Source organism: Cytobacillus sp. Bva_UNVM-123 (assembly GCF_046351715.2).
Classification (GTDB): domain Bacteria; phylum Bacillota; class Bacilli; order Bacillales; family Cytobacillaceae; genus Cytobacillus.
This window is the reverse complement of sequence record NZ_CM177772.1, coordinates 997,749-1,016,198: the sequence shown is the minus strand read 5'-3', so window position 1 is coordinate 1,016,198 and position 18,450 is coordinate 997,749. Positions and strand designations below refer to the sequence as shown.

The window sequence follows — 18,450 nt, the reverse complement described above, 5'->3', positions numbered from 1 at the left end:
TATATTTTCTGAGTCATGCTTCTAGATTCTTTTCTGCCATTTGAAAATACTTCTCCTATTCAACGAGTAGGTAATTTTATTTTTATAAATACTTTTAAAAATGATACTATAGTGAGGGCCTTAAATATTTCACAGTAGAGGACTTAATTCAATAATGAAGAAAAAACTTATTATATCTTTATCGGCATTTATCTTCATAAGCTTGATTCCGATTGCCTATCTCGCCATTTCTCCAAAAGATTCACCTAAAGAACAGCAGACAAATCAACCAGTAGGGAAAATAAAAGAGGTAGAAGAAATAATGACGGTTGATGATTACGGAGGAACTTACCTTACGGAAGCTGGACAAAATGTCCGACAAAATGACTGGGGGACATTTACTCTTTTACATTTATATAAAATCAATCAAACATTTGATATTTTACCAATGAAATTGACGATCCATGAAATAAAAGTGATTAACTTATCAAAAATGACCGAACAGACAAAGGAGTATTTACAGAGCTTCACTGGGTTAGATCAAACAGAAATTTTTCAATTATATTCTGATGAAAATTTAAGCTACGAAGAAATAGAAGATCGAGTATCCTTATCAAGAAAAGAAATTGACAAGGACATTACTTATTATGAAATTTCCTACTCTGTAGAAAACACGAGTTCTAAAGAACTTCAATTCTTCAGTATGCAAACTGCTTCCTTTAATAACAACATGATCTATGATGTGCCTGAAAAAAACTTTATTTATTCTGAAGATACTTTAATGGGAACAAAAAGTGTTAGTCGTGTTGATTATGAGCCAAATGAAGAACGAAAAGGAGTGCTTGCGTTATTAAATGAATCAGCTACATCAATGAATAAACTAAGCTCTTTCACATTCACGACAGATGACATACGAGATGGGGGTTCTCATGATTTATTAGTTGATGGCAAGACTTTTCATATTGAGTTCGATTAGGATGTGCGAGTGCAGACGTTATAACAGAACATCACTTTCTGCATCTGTTAAATCGTCTGCTTTTATAGTTTCCTCAACATCTTGAAGCTCTCTTATTACCTGTTAATTTGCGTTAAACAGTGCATCATTCCTTCAGCCTCAGCCCATTTGACAGTATAGCTTTGGCCTTTTGTACAAAAAATCGAGGAAGAAGTATAATCAGGGTCGGCATTCTTATCGTACTTGATTGTTCCGATCACTTCTTGCTCGTTATGGCAGTGATGATAGCCTGCATACGTTAAGCTAATTCGCCCTTTTCCCTGGGTGAAAGAGGCAAGTGCTGTACTATAATCCATAAAGGTCGCAACAGGAGCAATCCCTGTTATCATGACCTTTTCTCCTTCTGTAACTGGGGGATGAAAACGTCCAAAAGCTGTCTGGATATCTGCTAACACCCGCCCCATCTGGTCTATATCTACTTTTATTTTGAACTGATAATATGGCTCAAGCAAAATGTTATCAGCTTTTTCCAATCCTTGCCTTAATGCACGGTAGGTGGCTTCCTGAAAATCACCGCCATGTGTATGTTGATTGTGAGCTCTGCCTGTCAACAATGTAACCTTCATATCAGTTAATGGCGATCCAGTCAGTAAACCGTGATGTTCCCGCTCAACAAAATGCTGTCCAACAAGATTTTGTAATCCACGTGATAAATCATCAGTATGGCACTCACTTTCAAAAACGATACCACTATTTCTTTTTCCAGGCTCTAGCTTCAGATGGACTTCTGCATAATGACGAAGCGGCTCGAAATGACCATATCCAAAGACCTCTGAATGAATCGTTTCTTTATACAGGATCTCTGGTTTCTCAAAGCCTATTTTTAACCGAAAGCGCTCTAAGGCCATTTGCTCTAAAACCTCTAGCTGTATGGCCCCCATGACATGCAGATGGATTTCCTGCATACGCTCCTCCCATACAACATTTAGTGAAGGGTCCTCTGCTTCTAGCATACGAAAATGTCGTAAAGCCTCTTTCATGTTTACTCCAGATTCAAACACCACTTTCGAACGCAATGTCGGGACCATTTCGTATATCGCTTTTTCCTTCAAAGCACCAACTCCATCCCCTATGTGAGCGTTAGAAAATCCCGTAACCGCAAAAAGCTCACCTGCCTCTACCTGATTGATTTGCTCGTATTGACTTCCATTATAACGGCGAATTTGTGTCACTTTTTCTGTCATATCATCCCCATACGTCATTTCATCCCGCACTTTTAACACACCACTTAGTGCTTTTATAAAAGTGACTCTCGTACCGTTTTCTTCATAACGCACTTTATAAACTCTTCCGGCAAAAGGATCACGAGTAGGAAAATCAGTAGCCGACAATAATTCCAGTTTTTCTAGAAATTGATTTATTCCTACATCCTGTAGAGCAGATCCGCTTGAAGCGGGGAAAATTTGAGCAGATTGAATCATCATTTGCATTTTCTGAAGCCATACATCAGGGGCATACCCTTTTTCCATATAATGCTCCAAAAGTTTTTCATCCCGCTCAGCAATAAATTCTATTAATTCATCTTCCATTTTTCCATCAATAAATGCCGTCGAAATATCACAAACCTCCTTCGTTAGAGTACTGCGAATTTCAGCTAAAACCCGGTTTATATCTGCACCCGTTCGATCCATTTTATTAATAAAGAAAAAAGTTGGAATGCGATGCTTTCTTAATAGACTCCAAACTGTCTCTGTATGGCCTTCTACCCCTTCTACCGCACTTATTATTATAATTGCCACATCCATTACTTGAATGGCCCGCTCCATTTCTGGAGAAAAGTCGACATGTCCAGGTGTATCAATTAAGAAATAGGTAGTATCCCCAAACTCAAACATTCCCTGATCGGCAAATACCGTAATACCACGCTGCTTTTCAATCTCATGATTGTCAAGAAAGGCATTTTGATGATCAACTCGTCCACGCTTCTTAATACTTTTCGTATAGTAAAGCAGCTGTTCGGAAAAAGTCGTTTTCCCTGCATCAACATGTGCTAAGATCCCAATTGTTTTTTTCATCTGTCTCATATGGCTCCGTTCTTTTCGTTTATAATCATAAATATTATAGCAATCATTAGGCATTTTCACATATGAGGAAAGATTAGGAATATTTTTATGTGCCTATCTATCAATCATCTAAATATAAATATGTTAGAATAAAAAGAACTATTTTTTCAGTGTAAATAAGGATGTGGGACAGTTGAAGCGAATGCTTGCTATTAGTGATATTCACGGGAATTTAGAAAAATTCGAAAGACTTTTAGAGCTTGTTCAATATGACAAAAATGAGGATCAGCTTTTATTATTAGGAGATTTTGTCGATCGAGGTCCCCATTCAAGAGCTGTTTTAAATAAGGTCATACAATTGAAGACAGAGGGAGCCATTGCTTTAATTGGCAATCATGAAAAAATGATGATTGAAGCTTTTCAAGGTGACCCGATGTGCTTGAAAAGATGGTATTATAACGGCGGAATTAAGACGCTTCAAAATTACGGCTATGACATTGACAAGGACGATGCGGACTATTGGTATACAACGGATGAAATGCCTGAGCTTATTCAAATCAATGATGACATTCGTACACATATTGAATTTCTAAAAGAACTTCCATTCTTCTATGAAACAGACACTCACATCTTTGTTCATGCCGGAGTTCATCCAGAAACACCAATAAGGTCGACAGATCCTCATACACTCGTTTGGATTCGTGAGGAATTCCACCTTGGATATAAAGGAGAAAAGACTGTTGTATTCGGGCATACACCAACAAATTACTTACATGATAGCAACGATGTTTATTTTGGGAAAAATAACATCATTGGAATAGATGGTGGCTGTGCATATGGTGGACGGTTGAATTGTTTAGATGTTGAGAGTAAACAAGTTTTTTATGTAGATTAAGATTATAAGAAGTTGACCCTAAAGAGCTCGTGAATAATATTTTTTTGTCAAAGTTCATACTAATTTTTGCGAGGGGTGTCCCAAAAAGTGAACTGCACCCCAAAAGTCAGATTTTACTCTAACTTTTGGGGTGCAGTTCAAAGTTATACTTTTGGGACATCCTCTTATTCATTTTATCCTGCAATATGAGCTGAGCTGATTTCTCCGTTAATATTCCCATCGACTATGATTGAATGTCCCCAAAACATATCTCCATCAAAAAAGAAGATTTCAAACTCGCCATCTGGATAAACTGAAATACTGCTTAATTCCATGAAATTTACGAACATTTCCTTCGTAATTTCTTCGATCTCTGCCTCATCATTATCTTGCAACCAGTCATTTGCTAAGTCTACCAATTCTTCAGAGGCAAACATTCTAATTTTTCTATTCCAGTCATCCTGCTCGTTGAAAAGTGTATAAGCCGTTTTCAATGCAGACTTCATCGTATTTTCATCTTCATCCCAATCAAAATATAACGTGCCCTCTTCTCCAGCCCAAGAAATTTCCTTTTCAAAAAGTTTAATGCTCTTATCAAGTTCGAACTTGCCAAGTATTTCATCATGATAAAAAACTGGCTTCAGTGAGTCCTGCAAGATTAATTCCAGCTCGTCATCTTGATAGTTTGCTTCGAGAACTTTAACGAGCATCATGGAATTCTCTGACTTACGTACTTGTAATCTCACAACGGTATTCTTCTGTAATAGCTCTCGTGATTTTTCCCATTCTTTATCATCAACTAACCATTCTAGCCTCATCTCTTCTATTATAATAGGTTCATTGTTATGTAAATTTCTCCAAGCAATCAAGTCAATAGAGGCATTCCACATTATGTCACCGCCTGCTCTTCCCGCTCCAGTCCCTGAAGCCCCAGTAACAGCAGCAATCTCGATTACATTTTCAGTGAATCTATTTTCAAATCTTGTTTTTTCACTTATTTTACTCATCTTCCTATCATCCCTTTCGCTTCTCACATATTCGCTTTTAATCTGCTTACTAAATCATAATACCGACCAAATATGAATCTAAAAATAATCTGACTAGGCACTCGTTCAAAATTTAACTATAATTGGAATAGATAAATAATTTTAACTGGAGAATCGAAATGATCGTAAAAACAAAACCTTTAAAAATTAAATTGATTGAAACAGATAATCCTCTCGAGGATTTTATGCTTTTAAATAGAAATAAGAATGATTCTGTTACAAAAAAAGTTCTATTTGTGAGATATATTGGTATACCAAATTCTATTAAACTTTACATAGAGCATATTCATAAAATCGATCAAAGTTTTTCTTTAAACATGTCAGCTCCACCCTATCTACGGTTACATCGGCTTGAAAGAATATCAAGTATAAATGATATTAACAGATTATCAAATATTTGGGATCTTTGGCAAACATCTGTTCATCAATCACAAACTGATTCTTATTCACTTTATCAAACACCTCTGTGTACACAACTAGATAACGATACACTCGAATGGACGAAAAAGCTTGCCTTTCAACAAATTCTTTCAATGTTTAAAAAAATTCATCCTCTTTCCAATGCTACTCAATTTAAAAACTTTGTTATTAAATTTTTGTATTGGATGGAAATCTATTTACCAAAACTTTTTAAGTCTACTAGCCTATCTCCAAAGGTCGTTTTTATCGGGGATATGAAACATCATGAATTATTATTTTTATATTTTTTATCAAAGCTTGGCTGTGATATATGCTATATGAATCCAAAAGGGGATATTATTGATTTAGATCCTGAAATTAACAAATACTCGACACTATATAAGTGTAGCAATCTGTATACGGAGCACATATCAATCCCTGAATTCACACCTGCAGTAACTATCGGGAATGCTTCTTTGTCTTCAACGCCAAACCTTGCTCCCCAGCCGAAGATACCCAATATGGAAAAACCGAGGAAAATCTTGCCTATAACAGAAGAACTTAGCTATGAACAACTGGCCAGTCTATCAAACTCGGTTGTAATGATTAAGAACTATGATCGTGAAAACAATGTAATTTGCTATGGATCTGGTGTTGTTATTCATAGTCAAGGGTATATTTTAACAAATTTACATGTCGTTGAGGGTGGACATCATTTTTCAGTACTATACGAAAATGAAACGGATGAATATGTAACAGATCATTTCATTAAATATCACCAGCAACATGACTTAGCGATTATTAAAGTGAATAAAAACTGTTCTTCACTTCCTGTTAAAACGGACGGTCATTTAGTAAGAGGACAGAAAATTGTTGCAATTGGTAGCCCGTTAGGATTATTTAATACAATTTCCGATGGCATTGTTTCCGGTTTCCGAGAAATTCGAAATATGTCGATGATCCAATTTACGGCTCCTATCTCTGATGGCAGCTCTGGTGGAGCCTTGCTAGATATGTATGGAAGGCTAGTCGGACTCATAACAGCAGGATTTGATAAAGGTCAAAATTTAAATTTGGCTGTACCATCTGATAATATTTATCAATTTGCACAAAATTTTATTGAACATAGGAACTAGTTTATAGAAATTCGTTTTTAGCAATTTATCATTTAAATATCATACAAAAAAGCTCAACCATTGAATCGGATGAGCTTTTTTAGACAATCATGTTACTTTATTTAGCATTCACATCAGGCTGATGAATCCCGAAAATATTACCCTCAGTATCTAAATAATAGCCTTGCCACGCCATTCCAGGGAGAGCATATTTAGGCATGGCCACTTGACCACCTTGCTTCAAGATTTTAGCCGCCGTTGTATCATAATCTTCCACGCCAATTGTACAAACATATGAATTTAAGGCTTGATTTACTTCAGGTGAGGCGCTTTGCCGTTGCATTAAAGCACCATCTATTCCAGGCTCATCTTCACTTCCTGTCTTTACTCCAAAGTACGGCATTCCTGCATAACCGCTCCAGTCTTCAAACGTCCAGCCAAATACCTCTCCATAAAATGTTTTTGCTTGTTCCATATTACTAACATGAATTTCAAAATGAACGACTCTTCCCATAATAAACCTCCTGTAATGAAATAAATTTTTGAATAGATATATTGAAATTTTGTTAAATCTCAATAGAATAATTAGCATTTTTTTAAATTAGTTCTTAGAGTATTTTTGCTCTAAGTAGTTAACTGAATGGACAATTAGCTTCTTTAAAATATCTACATCTATGTCCGCAAGTTTATTAATATAAACACAAGCTTTGCCAGTTGTATGCTTTCCTAAACTCTCTAGCAATGTTTCTCGCTCTTTCTCCCCCATTGTAAAATAGAGACTGATTTTTGCTTTACGAGGTGAAAAGCCAACTAACGGTGCTTCCCCTTCATGCCCTGACGCATATACATAATGGTAAGAGCCGAATCCAATAATGCTAGGTCCCCACATTTTAGCCTCAAATCCTGTCACTTCAGAAAAAATATCTAGCAAGTCATAGGCATCTTTCCGCTTTTTGATGTTTTCAACTTTTTCAATAAATTCAATGACATTATGATCATTTTCCTTCGTTTTAAGTTCATACATATAGCTTTCCTCCCTTCATCATGACTATTATCTCTCATATCCGAATCTTTTTTTCAATCGTTAGTAGTGTTAATTAAAATATACTGAATATTTAAGAAGCAAGCAAGAATACTTAGGCTAAAATATGAAAAAAATGACTCTGGAGCATACGCATACCGGAGTCATTTACTAAATTTCTAGAAGTTATGGTCTTTTTGCAATCATTTCGATCTCTACATCCGCATTAAGTGGCAATGCTAAAACAGCTACACATGTCCTAGCAGGATATGGTTCAGAGAACTGTGTTTTATATACTTCATTCATCTCAGAAAAGTATTTCATATCCGTTAAATATACATTCACTTTAACGACGTCATCTGGTGTCAGGCCAGCTGATTCTAAGACTTCAAATAAGTTAATAAAGCATTGCTTCGTTTGAGCAGTAATATCCCCGCTCATTTTTTCTGCTGAAACTGAGTTCATCGCCGTTTGTCCTGAAAAGTATACTAATTCCCCTGCATCTACTGCATGTGAATACGGTCCTGAAGCAACCGTCCCTTTCGCATCATAAGCCTTTCTTGTCATGATTATCCTCCTCCATATGTAAGCTAGTCTCAAATTATAGCATATTAGATCTTTGATTAAAAAGGAAAAGGCAACTGCCATTGTCGGTTAGTTGCCATGTATTTTTTTATAATAAACGATTGCTTCTTATCGAAAGAGTTTTTTCAGTTTACAACATTAATTCAAGCTTCGCAACTACTATCCACGCCCATCAACATTCTTTTCCAAAGTTATCAAGCAATGCACGCACTTCATCTGTTGATTTCGTATTCATCAATTGATTTCTTAATTCTGCAGCTCCAGGGAATCCTTTGACATAAATTTTGAAAAAGCGATGAAGCCCTGTGATTGAGCGCGGCAGTACTTCCGCATATTGATCTTGAAGATCAAGCTGCAGTCTTAATAGATCAAGATATTCTTTACTGCTATGCTCTTTTGGCTCTTTTTCAAAAGCAAAAGGATTTTTAAAAATACCTCGCCCGATCATCACGCCATCAATGCCATATTGTTCAGCAAGCTGCAGCCCAGTTTGACGGTCAGGAATGTCACCATTGATAGTTAGAAGCGTATTTGGTGCGATACGGTCACGTAATTTTTTGATTTCCGGAATTAGCTCCCAATGCGCATCTACTTCGCTCATTTCCTTTCTTGTACGTAAATGAATAGAAAGGTTCGCAATATCCTGTTTTAAAATATGTGTCAGCCACTTCTCCCACTCATTTACATCGTTATAGCCAAGTCGTGTTTTCACGCTGACAGGGAGTCCGCCCGCTTTTGCTGCTTGAATAAGTTCTGCCGCAACGTCTGGACGGAGAATAAGGCCACTCCCTTTCCCTCTTGAAGCCACATTCGGTACTGGGCAACCCATATTAATATCAATGCCTTTAAATCCCAGCTCTGCCATGCCAATACTCATTTGACGAAAATATTCGGGATTATCCCCCCAAATATGTGCCACCATTGGCTGTTCATCTTCTGTAAAAATCAAACGGCCACGCACACTTTTCATGCCCTCTGGGTGACAATAGCTATCCGAGTTCGTAAACTCTGTGAAAAATACATCCGGTCGACCGGCTTCACTTACTACATGACGAAAAACAACATCTGTCACATCTTCCATTGGTGCAAGTACAAAAAATGGTCGTGGTAAATCACGCCAAAAATTATCTATCATGTCAAATCCAAATCCTCTCACTATGGATGTCTATTATTACTGCGAAGTGTTTATTATGATTCACATCTTTAAAACGAGTTGCGAGACACACTCGACGTGCATCGTCTGCGGAAACATATCGACCGGTTGCACTTCTACTGTCTTATATCCACCATCTTCTAATATTCGCAAATCTCTTGCCAATGTTCCCGGATTGCAGCTGACATAAACTACTTTTTTGGGCTTCATGTCAATTATGGTTTGCAAAAGAGCTTCATCACAGCCCTTACGAGGCGGGTCAACAACTAAAACGTCAGCAGCATTCCCTTCCTCAAACCATCTCGGGATAACGACTTCTGCTTCTCCAACTGCAAATTCAGCATTTGAAATACTATTAAGCTCTGCATTTCGTTTGGCATCTTCAATCGCTTCAGGGACAATTTCTACCCCAAATACCTTTTTCGCTTTTTTGGCGAGGAATAAGGAGATTGTACCAATTCCACAATAGGCATCGATGACATTTTCTTCACCTGTCAAATTAGCGTATTCTAACGCTTTTTCATAAAGAACTTTCGTTTGCTCTGGGTTTACTTGGTAGAAGGAGCGCGCAGAAATAGCAAATTTAATGTCACCGATGAAATCGTAGATGACTTCTTCTCCCCATAATAATTTCGTTTCCTCACCGAAAATCACATTCGTCTTCTTCGGATTTATATTTTGAACAATGGATTTAACCCCTTGAATTTGTGAAATAATGTCTTCAATCATTTTATTTTTGTGAGGTAAATCAGCCGTTCTTGTAACGAGAACGACCATTACCTCACCCGTTACAAGTCCGTAGCGTGCCATAATGTGGCGAAGATCGCCTTTATTTTTTCCCTCGTTATATGCATGAACACCATAACGGCTGCAAATGTCGATTACCGTTTGCACCACTTCATCATTTTTTTCTTGCTGAATGATGCATTCCTTCATATTAATGATTTGATGGGAGCGTTGCTGATAAAAACCGCCAATGAGTCCCCCCTCTTGTTCACCTATCGGAACTTGGGCCTTATTGCGATAGCGCCATGGATTTTGCATTCCTAGAACGGGATGGACTTTCACGTTTCCAAGCTTGCCAATCCGCTCTAACACATCACGAACCTGCTTCTCCTTCGCCTTCAGCTGTCCTTCATAGCTTACATGCTGAAGCTGGCAGCCTCCACATTCCTTGTAAATTAAGCAGGAAGGTTTAACTCGATATGGACTCTCTTCATAAATCTCGATAAGCTTACCAAAACCATACCCCTTATTTACTTTGATCACTTTTATTTTTGCCTTTTCACCTGGGAGCGTGTTCGGGACAAATAGTGGATAGCCATCAACCTTCGCAACCCCTGCTCCATCATGCGTTAAATCTTCAACGATAACATCTATATAATCATTTTTTTGCACTGGTAATGTTCTATTCATTCTTTACTTCCCCACCAAATTATTTAATTGGAAAAACTAGGAATTCGCCAAGTACTTTCAGCAAATACCTTAGCTTTTCTTATGCGGTATTTTAAACGCTAATTTTATTTAAATGTTTTTTCCTTTAGTGCGTTAATAAATTTTTATTTTCCTACTAGCCAAAAGAAATTGTAGCATATTCTGAGAAAGAATACGAAATCTCCTTCATTATTACTGCTGAGATCTGAATCAATTCTCACTATTTGAGGTCGGTTCTTTTCCATCTTGCTAGAGAATCGACCTTATCCGCACCCTTTGAGGCCGATTCTTTTCCGTCTTTCCAGAGAATCGACCTTATTCGCACCCTTTGAGGCCGATTCTTTTCCGTCTTTCCAGAGAATCGACCTTATTCGCACCCTTTGAGGCCGATTCTTTTCCGTCTTTCCAGAGAATCGACCTCATTGGCCGGCACCCAAATTATCAGCTATATACGTTCATTTATTTTTGCCCAACTCTATATAAATACACTAAAAAAGCCCGCTCCTCATCGGAACGAGCTTCATTCTATGATTTACTGCTGCTTTCCCAATCTCTCGGCAAGTCCTGTTCACGGATTTGGTCAATTGGTACGAATACTTCAAGGTGTCGATAAAGGTTCACGAATTCAGCAGGTAAAAACCCTCCGAATTCACCGTCTAGATTAAGCTGAACCTTTTCGCTTGACTGCACTTTAATTCGGTTCGCTTGAGTGTAAATAACATTTGCATCGTTTACATGTTCTCCGCGAATAGCTAATGTTGCAATACGGATAAAGTCTGCAAGGTTCGTCTTTTTTAAAATTAGCAACGAGAACATTCCGTCATTAATCGAAGAATCAGGAGCTAGTTTCTCAAAGCCACCGACTGAATTTGTAAGACTGACGAGAAATAGCATAGCTTCTCCTTCAAAAATCTTTCCGTCATACTCAATGCTTACTTCAGTGGAGCGAATGGAAGGGAGCATTTCAATCCCTTTTAAATAATAAGCGAGCTGACCAATCACCGTTTTTAGCTTACTCGGAACTTCATAAGTAAGCTCTGTTAATCTTCCTCCGCCAGCAATATTAATAAAATATTTATCATTTATGCGGCCGATATCAACAGGGATCGTATCGCCCTTCACAATAATATCGATGGCTGCATCAATATCACGTGGAATTTGGAGAGCCCTCGCAAAGTCGTTTGTCGTTCCTGTAGGAATAACCCCAAGCTTAGGACGATAATCTTGTTCGGCTAATCCGTTCACAACCTCGTTAATTGTTCCATCTCCCCCTGCAGCTATCACTAAATCATAACGGCGCTCTACTGCAATTCGAGCCGCTGTTGTCGCATCGCCCTCACCAGTTGTTGCATGACAAGATGTTTCATAACCAGCTCTTTCTAGTTTTTGTAACACATCCGCTATATTCTTCTTAAAAATCTCACGTCCAGAAGTTGGATTATAAATAATTCTTGCTCTTTTCATTCCCCATCATCCTATTTGTCAACTTAATATCCTTATTCCATCTTTTAATCATCATATCGAAAACCCTCAATGGAAGCAATTTTTACGGATTTCAACGATCGGAATCCACATTTAGCCTACCCACTTTTTTCCTTATCCATAACCTATTCTCATTATTACGATAAATAGGCTTAAAAGAAGACTTCCGAATCGGAAGCCCTCAAAGAAATTAGTGTTTTTTTAACTTTAATACCGCGTCTTTTGGACTTTTACTCAAAATATACACCGATTTTCTTTAATTAACTATGTTTACATCAACCCGATAGCTATTCGTGACTTGCAGCTTGTGAGTTCCTTGACCTGTTTGGTATGTAGCTAGTTTAATCGGCTGCTCCGAAACCTCGTCATCGGAGTATGTTTCTTCTACTTCTTCTACATCTTCTACTTGCTCACGTGTCACATTCCAATTAGTCTGATCACCTTGAATCTCTAGTAACCCTTTTGCCAAAACCATTACATCACTATTTTTTTCCATCTGTACAGAAAGGGTCGAAGCTCGATCAATTGTCCAATCGCTCGTTAAGGCTCGTGGCTTTAACACAATCGAATTATCATTTCCAGTAACTTCTAGTTTAATATCGTTCGGAATAAGAATTGTCGCTGAAAGACTGCTACTGCTGTATCGATTGAATGGTCCGACTGATTCACTAGGGAGGCCTTTTATACTCACATAAAGCGTATCGCCTTTTTCACGAATTAAAACGTAATCATTTGCATTTGAAAGGAGCTTTTCTTTCTTCCCAGCGTTAGCCCTGTACGTTCCAAATAGAGAAATAGCATTATCTGAAGTACCTTCAATGGCAAGCGGATAGTCACCTGTATCCACAACAATTCTCTGTACGGTGTTCTTAATGCTATATTCAAGTTCAGGAAGATCGATCGTTCTTTCTTCCCTTTGTAAAGCCTCATCCATTTTGTCTAAAATTCCAGTCGAGCTGACGATCGCAAACCCAATCCCAACCATTCCTAATATTCCTACAAAAAAGATACTAAAAAAGTCATATTTTAAAAATGGCTTCTCTTGGCGTGATAGAAAAAGAAAAATTAATATTTCAAGTCCGAGAACTATTAAAATGACTGGCCACCATGACATCATAACATGTACGAGTTTAAAGCCGAATATTTGAGATAATAGAAGAAAGATACCGAGAAAAAGGAGCGAGGCTCCCATTGAAAAAGTACCAACCCGCCACGTTCTCATGTAAAAACCACCTTTCTATGTGATTCATTTTTATTTAATGGATCATTGTCTGTTCCATCATACTGCCCATCCTACTCTTCAGGCACTTCGATCTTCTTGTCTTTCTTTCCTAAAAGCAGCTTCAAACCGCCACCTATTAGCAGTACACACACAACAGCTGTTTGGAAATAACGCTCAAACCAATTTCTGAGATCAATGTTAATTAATTCGGCCAGCATTGGCGACATAATCGGAAGAAGAATATTTGTCGTTAAATAATACAAGCCTAACAAAACAAACCCGATCCCTAGCCATTTTTGATGATTAATTAAATAAGAAATGATAGGTGTGTCATCCAACTCTTCATCCCCATATTTAGAAGCTCTTTGCAATCCATCAAAGAAGCTATAAAACCAAATAATTGGAATGAAGAATAAGAAAATTCCTAAGCGCAATACATCTAATATATAGATTGAGAAAAGAAATGCTGCCATTAATTGGATTCCTCTACGCTGCATTCCGAGATACAGATGTCCTGCACCGGGGAAAATCGATAGAAATGTTGCAATTGCTTTGCTCTTTTTCCCCTCTTCTCGACGTGATTCGAAATCCTCCAAGATGGTGCGGTCAACTAATTGTTCACCACGCTGCTTTAAATTTAATTGCTGGATTGCATCGAAAAAACCGTACACCCAAATGACGGGCAAAATAGCCCAAAATATTAAAAACTCACTTCTATGTGTCAAAATGGCTACGAAAAATACCATCACACCTAATCCAAGAAATGCAGTTAAGATCGTGATGCCTCGATTCATTAAGCCAAGTTGAAAATGGCCTACTCCTGGGATAAATGAAAGGAGAATTGTCCGGAATCGCTCAACGTCGTTTTCGCTCGTTGTTTCAATACCATTTGGCTGAAGCACAGGCTGCTTAGGATGAAGAAGCTTTGAAGCGGTAATCCCCGTATCAACTAAGCTAATAATATAAAGTACTACACCGATGAACACGACAATTAAAGCAATATCTCCACCCCCATCTACGACGATCAAAAAGGTAATGGCGATAAGAACAAACTCACCGAACAGATAGCCAAGCCCACGTAATACTTTTCCTAAATATAGCAAGCCCCCTCCCGGGAAAAATCCCAGCAGAAATGCAATAATTGGATTTTTCATTATTTTTTTGCCCCCTTACTTTTCTTGTCTAATGAATCCATCCAAGCAAATGTCTTATCAACAAGCCCTTCCGTTACAGATAGCTCTTTTTGGTGGAAGCTTGGCATTTGCACACTTTCAGTATATTTTGTAATCGACTGAAACACCCCAGTCGACATTAAAAGAATCGTCATTGCTGCTGCGACTGAATAATGGAAAATAGCCGTTTGATAAAATGGTTTTCCAGTCTTCCGTCTTTCTTTTTTATCCTTAAGGGATGGCAGCTTGCTTTCAGCAATTTGTGCCATAACAAGATTCGTAAATTCTGCTTCATTTTCAATGATCGGTAAATCATTTTCCACCTCCGCAACCGCCTGAAGATAGCTATTTAAGCATTGGTCACAGTTATAAAGATGGTTTTCAAATGCCACGCGGGCCTCTTTGTCTACCTCATTTTTCACATATGTCATCCACTCTTCATAAGAATAATGTTTCATGAAAAATCTTCCTCCTTCCAATGCTTTTTAATCCAGTTACGGGCGCGGTATAGTTTCATTTCAATTGTTTTTACTTGAACTTCTTGCTCTTCAGCGATTTGCTGATAGCTTTTTTCAGCGATATAAAAATCATAAATGACATTTCGATAGTTTTCTGGAAGCTCGTGAAGCTTTTTACGCACGAGGTTTCGACGCTCATTATTTATTACTTCTGTTTCAACACTTTCCCTTTCTGAGCCGATAGTATCATATTGGACTGAATCAAGCATATCTTCTTGCTTGCGATCCTTCCTTCTTTTCACATCGATTGCATGGTTAACAGCAATTCTCGTTATCCATGTTTTAAAGCCTTGATTCTCATATTGGGAGAGAGAGGTATAAATCTTAATAAACACTTCTTGTGTGGCATCTTCCGCTTCTTTATTGTCTCTTAATACCGCATAAATTGTCCGGAACAAATCATTACGGTATTTTTCGACTAATAAACGAAAAGCATGATCATTGCCATGATTAATTTTTAGGATCAGATCTTGGTCGCTAATCACTCTCTCCCCCTTTCTGACAGCTTCCATCATAATAGACGAAAATAAAATGACTTTCCCCTACACATAAAATAAAATTTTTTTAAAAAATTTTTTTAGAACAGAAAAAAAAGCCTGAGATCAAAAATGCTATTATCAAAAAGAGAGATAATAGCAAATCCCAAGCATTCTTTTAAAAATTTTTTTACAATGAAAAAAGAGCTTGTATACAAACTAAAATATCCGAATATATATAGCTAGAGCTATTAGTGATAAAAAAATGGCTATAGCATATATGACAGTAAGATTCGTCGTGTTTCGTCTAGCAGAATTACTATAATTTTGATCTCCTTTTCGTAAAAAAAGAAGTGTAAATATAATTGAGGCGAGCGTCAATATGATAACTAAAATAATAGCAGTTGTCATTTTAAACACCTTCATTTTCTTTGTTATATATCTTTATTATAGTTATAAACTTAAAATAAAGATACAAACGATTTGTATTTCCTATTAGGAACTCTCAATACTAGACTTTTTATGATAAAATATCGATAATATTTCTCGTAAATCTGCGATAAAGTGAAACTTCAATCAGTGGGGTTTTCAGACGCACAGGATGTACTAGTGCAGATGTTGCGACAGGATGTAGTGCACTTAGTCTGCCTTCATTCCCCACTGATTGTTAGTTAAACCAATCGGGCCTTTACGAGCTGTTGATCCCCCACTTAGGAATTTTTTCCTTAACTCAACTTCTTGAAGTGGGGGAGCTTACAGATCATTAATCTGCGATAAAGTGAAACTTCAATCAGTGATGGTTTTCCAATGCACAGGATGTACTAGTACAGATGTTGCGGCAGGATGTAGCGCACTTAGTCTGCCTTCATTCCCCACTGATTGTTAGTTAAACCAATCGGGCCTTTACGAGCTGTTGATCCCCCACTTAGGAATTTTTTCCTTAACTCAACTTCTTGAAGTGGGGGAGCTTACAGATCTTAAATCTGCGATAAAGTGAAACTTCAATCAGTGGGGTTTTCCAATGCACAGGATGTACTAGTGCAGAGTTGCGACAGGATGTAACGCACTTAGTCTGCCTTCATTCCCCACTGATTGTTAGTTAAACCAATCGGGCCTTTACGAGCTGTTGATCCCCCACTTAGGAATTTTTTCCTTAACTCAACTTCTTGAAGTGGGGGAGCTTACAGATCGTTAATCTGCGATAAAGGATGATTTGATGACAATATTACTATTTCTGCTTGCTTACTTAATCGGTTCTTTTCCTACTGCACTTCTTGTTGGTAAATTTCTTTATAATATTGATATCCGGGAACATGGAAGCCATAATCCCGGCGCGACAAATACCCTTCGAGTGCTTGGAAAAAAAGCAGCTATTTTTGTTTTACTAGTCGATGTTGGAAAAGGTGTGCTTGCTGCATCATTGCCTGCCCTTTTTCACATTGGAGTCGAACCATTGTTTACGGGACTTATTGCGGTAGTCGGACATTGTTTTCCCATTTTTGCAGGCTTTCGAGGTGGGAAAGCTATTGCTACAACAGCAGGCGTCTTACTTGTCTCAAATATTTGGATGTTTTTTGTAGCCTATTTTTCTTTCGTATTTATTATTTATTTAACTAAATATGTTTTTTATGGGTCTCTGTCAGTTGGCGTTTCATTGCTTATTTATTCATTTTTTACACCCGGTCAAGGGCATGAACTTATTTTTTCTCTTTTTCTATTATTATTAATTTTTCTTCACCGCTCAAACATCAATAATTATATTCACAAAAAAGAACCCAAAATAAATGACAAGCACCTGAAAGATGACCGTATTCCGCCAAAAAACAAGGCAATTTGATTTTTCCCATGATTATTTATATGGTAAAATAACAACAGGTTACGATCATTATTATTTTATTTATTTAAGGAGAAAGATTATGTCAAAAGTATTTGTATTCGGACACAAAAACCCTGATACTGACTCAATTTGCTCGGCTATTGCATATGCACAATTAAAAACAAAACTAGGTGTTGATGCTGAACCTATTCGTTTAGGCCAAGTAAATGGTGAAACAAACTATGCATTAGAGTATTTCAAAGCTTCTGCGCCTCGCCTTGTTGAAGCAGTATCAAAGGAAGTTGATGAAGTTATTCTTGTTGATCATAATGAATTTCAACAAAGTGCAGATGATATTCGTGATGTAAAAATTCTTGAAGTTATTGATCATCATCGAATTGCTAACTTTGAAACAAGTGATCCTTTATATTATCGCGCTGAACCAGTTGGCTGTACGGCAACAATCTTGAAAAAAATGTATCGTGAAAATGATATTGAAATTAGTAAAGAAACAGCTGGTCTAATGCTTTCAGCAATTATTTCGGATTCATTACTTTTTAAATCACCAACTTGCACGGAAGAAGATGTGAAAGCAGCTCGTGAACTTGCTGAAATTGCTGGAGTAAATGCAGAAGAATATGGACTTGCTATGTTAAAAGCTGGTGCAGACTTAAGCGATAAATCATTAGAAGAGTTAATTTCTCTTGATGCGAAAGAATTCCAAATGGGCAACTACAAAACGGAAATTGCTCAAGTTAACGCCATTGATTTAAATGATGTTCTTAGTCGTCAATCAGAACTTGAGGCCATTCTTTCTGAAGTCGTTAAAAAGAAAGAATTAGATTTATTCCTATTTGTCCTAACAGATATTTTAAACAGCGACTCTGTTGTCATCGCAATTGGGAATGAAACAAAAGCAGTTGAAGAGGCATATGATGTTACACTTGAAAATAACAGCGCCCTTTTAAAAGGGGTCGTATCACGTAAAAAGCAAATCGTTCCTAACTTGACAAGAGCATTAGCTGAAAAATAAAAATTGATTAGCCTAGTGTAAAAGCCGGTATGTCCTATTCGTTTCACTTTCGAATAAGGCCAACACCGGCTTTACTTATTGCTGTGTAGAGATATAGAATTGTCTAG

17 protein-coding genes are annotated in these 18,450 nt (G+C 37.3%); 5 read left to right on the top strand and 12 right to left on the bottom strand.

Features of this window, described 5'->3' with window-relative positions; genetic code table 11:
- Positions 1–154 precede the first annotated feature (154 nt).
- A complete protein-coding gene (locus KDN24_RS04960) occupies positions 155–955 on the top strand; it encodes a hypothetical protein (RefSeq protein ID WP_409971244.1) in 801 nt (266 codons plus the stop codon).
- Positions 956–1,050: 95 nt separating this feature from the next.
- Here the strand turns inward: KDN24_RS04960 and KDN24_RS04955 are convergent, their stop codons facing one another.
- On the bottom strand, positions 1,051–3,009 hold the full coding sequence (locus tag KDN24_RS04955) for a GTP-binding protein (protein WP_409971243.1): 1,959 nt from the start codon (positions 3,007–3,009) through the stop codon (positions 1,051–1,053).
- A gap of 181 nt (positions 3,010–3,190) precedes the next feature.
- Here KDN24_RS04955 and KDN24_RS04950 point away from each other — a divergent pair, with 181 nt between their 5' ends.
- The gene (locus KDN24_RS04950) at positions 3,191–3,892 is read left to right on the top strand and encodes a metallophosphoesterase family protein (RefSeq protein WP_409971242.1); all 702 of its coding nucleotides are present in this window, start codon (positions 3,191–3,193) and stop codon (positions 3,890–3,892) included.
- Positions 3,893–4,065: 173 nt separating this feature from the next.
- Here the strand turns inward: KDN24_RS04950 and KDN24_RS04945 are convergent, their stop codons facing one another.
- Positions 4,066–4,878, bottom strand: coding sequence for a DUF2262 domain-containing protein (locus tag KDN24_RS04945; RefSeq protein ID WP_409971241.1), 813 nt, complete (start codon positions 4,876–4,878; stop codon positions 4,066–4,068).
- 158 nt (positions 4,879–5,036) lie between these two features.
- Here KDN24_RS04945 and KDN24_RS04940 point away from each other — a divergent pair, with 158 nt between their 5' ends.
- The gene (locus KDN24_RS04940; protein WP_409971240.1) at positions 5,037–6,452 is read left to right on the top strand and encodes a trypsin-like peptidase domain-containing protein; all 1,416 of its coding nucleotides are present in this window, start codon (positions 5,037–5,039) and stop codon (positions 6,450–6,452) included.
- Positions 6,453–6,549: 97 nt separating this feature from the next.
- Here KDN24_RS04940 and KDN24_RS04935 read toward each other — a convergent pair whose 3' ends face one another.
- From KDN24_RS04935 to KDN24_RS04890, 10 genes are all read right to left on the bottom strand, one after another.
- Positions 6,550–6,945: a VOC family protein gene (locus KDN24_RS04935; RefSeq protein WP_491348325.1), complete on the bottom strand. Its 396-nt coding sequence runs from the start codon at positions 6,943–6,945 to the stop codon at positions 6,550–6,552.
- An 87-nt stretch (positions 6,946–7,032) separates the two neighbouring features.
- A complete protein-coding gene (locus tag KDN24_RS04930) occupies positions 7,033–7,455 on the bottom strand; it encodes a DUF1801 domain-containing protein (protein ID WP_409971239.1) in 423 nt (140 codons plus the stop codon).
- Positions 7,456–7,638: 183 nt separating this feature from the next.
- The gene (locus tag KDN24_RS04925) at positions 7,639–8,019 is read right to left on the bottom strand and encodes a RidA family protein (RefSeq protein ID WP_409971238.1); all 381 of its coding nucleotides are present in this window, start codon (positions 8,017–8,019) and stop codon (positions 7,639–7,641) included.
- Between the two features lie 190 nt (positions 8,020–8,209).
- Positions 8,210–9,172 (bottom strand): tRNA dihydrouridine synthase, encoded by a 963-nt coding sequence (locus KDN24_RS04920; protein WP_409971237.1) that lies wholly within the window; start codon positions 9,170–9,172, stop codon positions 8,210–8,212.
- Between the two features lie 60 nt (positions 9,173–9,232).
- Complete coding sequence (rlmD, locus tag KDN24_RS04915; protein WP_409971236.1) at positions 9,233–10,606, bottom strand: 23S rRNA (uracil(1939)-C(5))-methyltransferase RlmD; 1,374 nt, start codon at positions 10,604–10,606, stop codon at positions 9,233–9,235.
- Positions 10,607–11,149: 543 nt separating this feature from the next.
- Positions 11,150–12,088 carry a diacylglycerol kinase gene (locus KDN24_RS04910; protein WP_409971235.1) on the bottom strand — a complete coding sequence of 313 codons (939 nt, stop codon included), beginning with the start codon at positions 12,086–12,088 and terminating at the stop codon, positions 11,150–11,152.
- Between the two features lie 274 nt (positions 12,089–12,362).
- Positions 12,363–13,328, bottom strand: coding sequence for a hypothetical protein (locus KDN24_RS04905; protein ID WP_409971234.1), 966 nt, complete (start codon positions 13,326–13,328; stop codon positions 12,363–12,365).
- Positions 13,329–13,399: 71 nt separating this feature from the next.
- Positions 13,400–14,485, bottom strand: coding sequence for a hypothetical protein (locus tag KDN24_RS04900; protein ID WP_409971316.1), 1,086 nt, complete (start codon positions 14,483–14,485; stop codon positions 13,400–13,402).
- Complete coding sequence (locus KDN24_RS04895; RefSeq protein WP_409971233.1) at positions 14,482–14,958, bottom strand: anti-sigma factor family protein; 477 nt, start codon at positions 14,956–14,958, stop codon at positions 14,482–14,484. The genes KDN24_RS04900 and KDN24_RS04895 overlap by 4 nt, the downstream gene beginning before the upstream one ends.
- On the bottom strand, positions 14,955–15,530 hold the full coding sequence (locus tag KDN24_RS04890; RefSeq protein ID WP_409971232.1) for an RNA polymerase sigma factor: 576 nt from the start codon (positions 15,528–15,530) through the stop codon (positions 14,955–14,957). Before KDN24_RS04890 ends, KDN24_RS04895 begins: the two co-directional genes overlap by 4 nt.
- A 1,180-nt stretch (positions 15,531–16,710) precedes the next feature.
- Here KDN24_RS04890 and plsY point away from each other — a divergent pair.
- Positions 16,711–17,331: a glycerol-3-phosphate 1-O-acyltransferase PlsY gene (gene plsY, locus KDN24_RS04885; protein ID WP_409970724.1), complete on the top strand. Its 621-nt coding sequence runs from the start codon at positions 16,711–16,713 to the stop codon at positions 17,329–17,331.
- 79 nt (positions 17,332–17,410) lie between these two features.
- Entirely contained in the window at positions 17,411–18,343 is a 933-nt protein-coding gene (locus KDN24_RS04880; RefSeq protein WP_491348324.1) for a manganese-dependent inorganic pyrophosphatase, read from the top strand.
- The last annotated feature ends 107 nt before the right edge of the window (positions 18,344–18,450 follow it).